Origin of the sequence: Massilia sp. Mn16-1_5, assembly GCF_004798585.1 — a bacterium.
GTDB lineage: Bacteria > Pseudomonadota > Gammaproteobacteria > Burkholderiales > Burkholderiaceae_D > Telluria.
The window spans coordinates 1-4,983 of record NZ_PPXQ01000042.1; the positions used below are offsets into that span (position 1 = coordinate 1).

Annotated in this window: 2 protein-coding genes and 1 pseudogene; 2 read left to right on the plus strand and 1 reads right to left on the minus strand. The window is 54.7% G+C overall.

The features are described 5' to 3' along the window. The first annotated feature begins 1,463 nt into the window (after window positions 1-1,463). Together C2862_RS24890 and C2862_RS24895 are read left to right on the plus strand one after the other, a co-directional pair. Window positions 1,464-2,258, plus strand: coding sequence for a hypothetical protein (locus tag C2862_RS24890; RefSeq protein ID WP_136223730.1), 795 nt, complete (start codon window positions 1,464-1,466; stop codon window positions 2,256-2,258). Continuing rightward, on the plus strand, window positions 2,255-3,502 hold the full coding sequence (locus C2862_RS24895) for a tyrosine-type recombinase/integrase (protein WP_136223732.1): 1,248 nt from the start codon (window positions 2,255-2,257) through the stop codon (window positions 3,500-3,502). The genes C2862_RS24890 and C2862_RS24895 overlap by 4 nt, the downstream gene beginning before the upstream one ends. 23 nt (window positions 3,503-3,525) lie before the next feature. On the opposite strand, the pseudogene C2862_RS24900 reads toward C2862_RS24895, so the two are convergent. After that, window positions 3,526-4,983: pseudogene (locus C2862_RS24900) on the minus strand (hypothetical protein); the annotation flags it as partial.

A 4,983-nucleotide genomic window follows, 5' to 3' on the forward strand; every position in this document is an offset into this window, starting at 1 on the left:
CCTACTCGCACCGCTCGGCTATATACCGCCAGCCGAAGCTGAGGCAAACTATTACAAGCAACTGAGCAGTCAAGCCATTCCGGCCTGACTCACACTAACCGGCCTCCACGAAAGCCGGGGCGATTCACTAAACATCGACTTCCGAGTGCCGCTTACACCGCCTGCTACTTTCACCCCGCGTCTATGAATACGTTGACCACAATAGGGGAGGCTTAAGAGTGCACGATCTACGCCTGCTCCCGCGTGTACCAGAATCAAGACGCGGGGTGCGTGCGAACGCCTGCCAGCGCCCACTGGACAAGCATCGTCATCGAGAAGCCAGCTACTTAACGGCTAGCCTCTGGAGAGCTTCTGACATTATAGAAGTAATGACATATTTAGCATCCGATGCGTCAGATTCTCAACGTATTACGTCATATTATCGACTCCAAACTTAACAGTAAGAACTCGACATTCCCAAGTGTATTGTCGAGTCATGTAGGCGGTGTGATACGTGACGTGTCAAGGGAAGCAATCTGTCGCAGCCGCAGGTGCGCACATGCGTTGGTCGACGTGAAGGGCGACTTCCTCAGCTTTACCTAGCATGACCCAGATGCAACGGATTGATGCCAAGTTGGTATTAAATCCAAGTTCGCAGCTTGGGACGCTCATCGCCCTTCGGTGTGGAGATTGCAATTTTTAGAAAGACGACTGAAACCAGAACGAACACTAGAAGCGCATGCTTTCCAACGTGCACCAAACTCTCCTGCGCGCAGAAAGCAATTGAACTACTCCAATATCGTATTGGCTCGCCTACATGCTTGCAATATCCACCGAACAAAGCCAATGCAGTGCACAGACGGTCGAGCGCATACTTACGTTGGTCAAGACGCAACAACCTCACACTGCGCGGTCGGTGGCTATCGCCTTCTACGCCTGTCGATCGGCATCGCGCTCGGCTTAGTGTCCAGGTAGTCGATCAGGCTGTGCCCCGGACCTTGGGCTTGGAGACTGCATCCACTCGTTAGCAGTAGCCTCATCTTTAAAAACTTCTTCTGCCTTCGCAGCATCGACAGGCCTTACAGTCGCTGAGCAGCGGCCGAATCCAAAGCCACACCACGTTCGATCAGCCTGCGGGCAGCCGTACCAGCACGTGCATCAAGGCCAGTATGCAGGAAGCTCGAGCTAGAAAAAGCGTCCCTATGGCAACTGGCTTCGCAACATTTGCCGGTTTTCGAATTGGTTTTACTGGACATGCGGCACGAGCCGTCACTTGTCAGCTCCCTGTAGAAGCTCACCGTTAGCTTTATCTATCGTTGACCTGCACAGCTTCTGCCTCATTTCCGTCGCCAAAGGCGCCGCGTGGAACAAAAAAGCCTTCGTGAAAACTATTTACCTTAATGTGTGCTAAGTTAAATAGCGTAATTTGACAGGTATAAATATGACGGTTAATATACCTCTACCCCAACCAAGCATTTTCCTCAATGGCCCGTCCGACTTTCTCGCTAACCGATGACCAAGCCCGCCTGCTGGCATCCCGCGTGGCAGCGCTACAGGCCACATTTCCATACGATTCCCGCAACCACCGCCCGTTCGTCCGGGGCTTTCTGCGCGCCGTTCAGGAAGCAACCGGTCAGCTCTACAGCCCGGCGATCTATCAACGCCTCCTGGCCGCTTTCGCACCGGAACGCCGACCCTCGACAGCAACCCTCGCGGCTGAAAAGCAGGCTTTGGCCTTGGAGGACGTTTTTCATCCCAAGCAAGGCGCCGGCAATGCGGCCGAGAGTGTTCAGCAGCCGGCCGTTAGTTCGACCCAGTTGCACGCCATCGTGTCTGACGCTGTCGATGCCGCCTTAGTGAGAAGCGCACGCTTTAGCGCCGCTGGCTCGAGCCAAGCCGATTTTTATGCTGCCAGGTTGCACGACACGGAGCAGGAATTGCTGGCAGCCCGCGCTCAGGCTGCTCAGCTTGCCGCGGAACTGATGGCAGCGCGCCAGGCTGTTTCGAGTCTAGAACAAGAGACTGAACGGATGCGTGCTGTCGTCATGCAGCAGGCCAACGCGGTCGAGAAGCTGGGACTTGAAGTGACCGATCACAGAAAATTTGCGATGCAGGCGATCGAGGAATCGCGCGGCGAAGCACGCGTGTGGAAAGAACGCTGCGTAATCTTGGAGGGGCAGCGCAAGATGGACGCACATTTGCTCGAGACGTTCCGCCAGAAAGCGTACCATGCCGGCGCTGCAATCCCCGACGTACTATTACAAGACAAGCCACGATGAATCAGTTAACCGACCTGACGTATGATGCCCTGCTCTCCCCTGCTCCGGCGACCACGCACGGTCTCGGTCCGGTAGCCGACGACTGGGCGGCCGCGCAGGTGTGGCTGAGGGCGATTGCCAGCCGCGGCCGGCGCAACTCGCCTGAGACAGTTGCGACCTACGGATATCACCTGGCAAAGTTGCGCTGGTTCTGCGAGAACGTACATGGCGTGCCGCCGTCACGCTGGACCGTGCAAGATGTCGATGCGTTTTACTCGTTCCTGGCAGATTTGCCGGATGAGGCGTTGTGTGCGCAGGACCCCATCACGGGTGCCTTTGCCCGTTCAGAGGATGATGGGTACACCCCGTTTCGTACTAAACCTTCAAAAAGCAGCCGGTCGGACATCCAGCGCTGCATTCACGCCATGTTCCGTGCCTGGCGAGAGATGGGCTACATCCAGATTAATCCGATGGGGCTGCATGGCGCGGGTACGATCCGCAAGGTTAACGCCAATCGCGCAGTGTCAATCGACCTGTACGATATGGTGTTTCAATGCATGGACGAGGCTGATAAATTGACCTTCACGGCTCGCCAGACCGACTTACGTGACCGCTTCATCTTCATCGTACTGCGTGAACTTGGTCTGCGCGCCAGCGAACTGATCAAAGCGGACATGTCTGCGTTCTACCGCTTATCAGATCCGCGTGACGGCAAGACCTACTGGGTCATGTTGGTCAGGGAGGAAACCGCGAAAGGTAGTAAGGAGCGCAAGATACCTGTTCCCCGCAGCGTCATGGAGGCGCTGGGTACCTACCGCCAGGCGTTTGGCTTGTCTAAGTTACCTGAACCAGGTGAAACGATCGCCCTTGTGCTTTCTGTTCGAACTAACCGCAGCGCTGCGACTTCGACCGGACGCTTGATTCAAGACGTACAGTCGCGCCGCTACTTTCAAGCGTGGCGTCCAATTACGACCCGCCACGGCCTCTATCACATCGTAAAAGGCCGGCTCGCTGCAGCTGCCGACTTTTTAGATGAGGTAGGAGACACGGCCCGCGCTGAGCAAATCAGGCAAGCATCTCCACATTGGTTGCGCCATACGTTCGCGAAGGCAGCATTGCTTTCCGGACAAGATGTACGGAATGTGGCGGCTTGGTTAGGCCACCGTGATCTAAGTACCACGATGGTCTATACAGAACAGGAAGCGCTCGATTTGATTCGTTCAACGAATAGTGTGGCCCCAGGTTTGCTCGGGGATGATATCTAGTGGCGTTAGCGAAGGCCTAGGTTTTACGCAAACAGCTGCAGACGACCCATGTCCGCATCGTGGCGCCGCCGGTGTCCGGCCATCCCGCTTATCGTCAAGGCGCTCACGTGCCAAAGCGGCTCATGGCGTAAGTAGATTGTGGCCGGTTGTTCACGCCGGTCTCGACCAGCTACCGCCCACAAGCACGTGTAATCAACCGCGCTTTTTTTCTTCTCCCAGAGAACGACGTCTTCCTCGCACGCCGTCATCGCTAACTTCGATATCTCAGCAAGAGACGCCAGACAGGTCGAGCTGAAGATGTGCCCCGCAATCCATGCTTTTGTCTCCGTTGACCAGTTCTCTGGAGCTGGAGAGGGCCGAGCCAAGTGCCACCCGAGAATGCCAAAGAATTTAGCGGGTCGCTTAGCAAAAAGGTAGCGAGGGGTACCGCAGCCCTCCCAAAGCATGCGCCAGCGAATGAAAGCTAACGCGTGTGGACAGAATCCGCATGTAGACTTGTTATGCATGTCGTTTCGTAAGCAGAAGGCAGCAGAAACGATGCAATGCCGGTGATCCTTAAAAACCCGCCGCCATAAATGTCGACGTATCCCCCTATAGGAGTCCACTAGAATAGCCATGAATTGTTTTGATGTTAATTCCGCAACATCTTTCCCTTCGGGATCGGTTCTGTTTTCCTGCTGGTCGCACTCACTACTGTCTTCATAGCCAATGTGATGGAGGTAGCCGCGGACACTGCATGCGACTGGCTTAGCGTAAAGATCTCCCTCTAATTCAAGTTCGCCTGGCACTAAGTGTTTTAAGGTCTGGGCCATGAAACTGCCATAATGGCTCTGAACGTCTGACTCGTTCAAATCGACATGGAATACTCTGGTCTTTTGTGCCGTTATGAATAGGCGCGCCGCGTCACTGACGCTGACTGACTCAACATCCGCTGTTTTATAGAATTTTAGCAACAATGCAATTTGGGAGGTTTCTTCGTGGGATAACTGAAGAATGCGTGGCCGTTCGGACCCCATCATCGGTGCGAAATTGCATCCGCAGTGCGGGCAATGAAAAGGCTTAGCGAGGAATGGTGTGCTCAGTCGGTAAGGAATTTCACGGCGACACTGTGGACAACAGTCTAGCAAGGTCTGTGCGTGTAGAGGACAAGTTCGGGTTTGCCGCATCTGAAATAAAGGGGAGTGAAAGCCCTGCTCCATACATTGGACACACCAGCGCAACCGCTCGTGCGAACGGAGCACACTCCCGGGAAAAACCTCAAACAAAAACGATTGGCGGATCGTTGCTAGGTTGGTGCGAAGAATTTGTCCTATAACGTCGAGGTCGAAAACCGAGGCATCACGTAAGTCGACATTGAATCGCCCCGGGTTTTGTAGAGGCTCCATTGTTTGAGAGAATGGAGCTATGAAAAAGCAACCCAAGTATTCCCCTGAAGTCATCGAGCGCGCCGTGCGCATGGTCAGCGAAGCCGGCAGCCAGTA